Origin of the sequence: Salinivibrio sp. MA427 (genome assembly GCF_001996115.1) — a bacterium.
Classification (GTDB): Bacteria; Pseudomonadota; Gammaproteobacteria; order Enterobacterales; family Vibrionaceae; genus Salinivibrio; species Salinivibrio costicola.
On the sequence record NZ_MUFH01000436.1, the window covers coordinates 1 to 1,613 of the forward strand.

At 49.4% G+C, this 1,613-nt stretch carries 1 protein-coding gene and 1 CRISPR repeat array; the gene reads right to left on the minus strand.

Features of this window, described 5'->3' with window-relative positions; all coding sequences use genetic code 11:
- Positions 1-116 (minus strand): type II toxin-antitoxin system ParD family antitoxin (locus tag BZG79_RS16965; protein ID WP_108743319.1); only part of this gene is annotated, 116 nt, incomplete at its 3' end.
- Between the two features lie 679 nt (positions 117-795).
- A CRISPR array of direct repeats spans positions 796-1,603; the repeat unit is 28 nt; unit sequence TTTCTAAGCTGCCTGTGCGGCAGTGAAC.
- Positions 1,604-1,613: the final 10 nt, after the last annotated feature.

Here is a 1,613-nt window from a genome sequence, read left to right on the forward strand (position 1 = left end):
AGTGTGCGTAATGCAGCACGAACAACCTCGCTAGCAGAGCCGTACCGGCCACTTGCTACCTCGTTTTTAATAACCACTTCCCAGTGCTCCCCTAAGCTTAGACTTGTTGTCGCCATAACTATCGCACTTATTCATAAATATGAATAATGAATATAGAGCTTTTTGTCAGTGACTCCCAACTTTTTAACTCATATTGATTCAGCCGAACAACGTTGGTGTACAGCAGCACACATAAAGATTCTCATTCAAGCTTGGTATGACTTACGCTATGCACCATCGTCGTCAAATTGGCACTGATCGTGACAGGCGCCCGTTGGCAATTTGCACATATCCAACACCGTGCCGGGGCTTGTGTCACCTACGCCAATGGTATCATCGGGCCAAAAGTGGCTGTTCCGATAACCAATGTAAGCCAATGGCACCGCCGATATTAAAATSGTGTGTAGGTCGGACAAGCGCCAGTGCGATGTCTGTCATGTATTACCCAAGCGGACTGCGCGCCTCCGACATCGAGGCCAACGATTAACCTCGATCGTGACAGGCGCCCGTTGGCAATTTGCACATATCCAACACCGTGCCGGGGCTTGTGTCACCTACGCCAATGGTATCATCGGGCCAAAAGTGGCTGTTCCGATAACCAATGTAAGCCAATGGCACCGCCGATATTAAAATCGTGTGTAGGTCGGACAAGCGCCAGTGCGATGTCTGTCATGTATTACCCAAGTGAACTGCGCGCCTCCGACATCGAGGCCAACGATTAACCTCGATCGTGACAGACGGCCAGGTCGTTAATCTTTTCTAAGCTGCCTGTGCGGCAGTGAACGAGTGCCATCATTGCCGATGCGYAGTTGAACATTTCTAAGCTGCCTGTGCGGCAGTGAACATAAGACGAATTAGATCGTTACCAATCTGTTGTTTCTAAGCTGCCTGTGCGGCAGTGAACGCGAATCTTGCGCTCTGCTTCCGCTTTAGCTTTTTCTAAGCTGCCTGTGCGGCAGTGAACATTCTGCTTTGCTCGCTGCTTTCCATGTTTATTTTCTAAGCTGCCTGTGCGGCAGTGAACAATGTGGACCAAGACGCTCTAACAATGGTCCATTTCTAAGCTGCCTGTGCGGCAGTGAACGATACCTTCCCACTCAACCGTCATGGCTTTCATTTCTAAGCTGCCTGTGCGGCAGTGAACAACCATCGTGGCGTTGTCGGGGATAGAGTTATATTTCTAAGCTGCCTGTGCGGCAGTGAACAACGAAAACGGTTGATGTTTATCGTACTCATTTTTCTAAGCTGCCTGTGCGGCAGTGAACAGATGTCCGACGATGTGTTACGTCATCTCGATTTTCTAAGCTGCCTGTGCGGCAGTGAACGCGGTGGAGGGCGCGAATCAAAAAGCAATCATTTCTAAGCTGCCTGTGCGGCAGTGAACACAGAAGACGGAGCAACTCTATTCCATTCAGATTTCTAAGCTGCCTGTGCGGCAGTGAACAGTATTTCGCCCTCGATGTGTTTATTGGTTATTTTCTAAGCTGCCTGTGCGGCAGTGAACGAGTTCTGTCAATAACTGTACGCCCACCTCTGTTTCTAAGCTGCCTGTGCGGCAGTGAACTATAGAATAA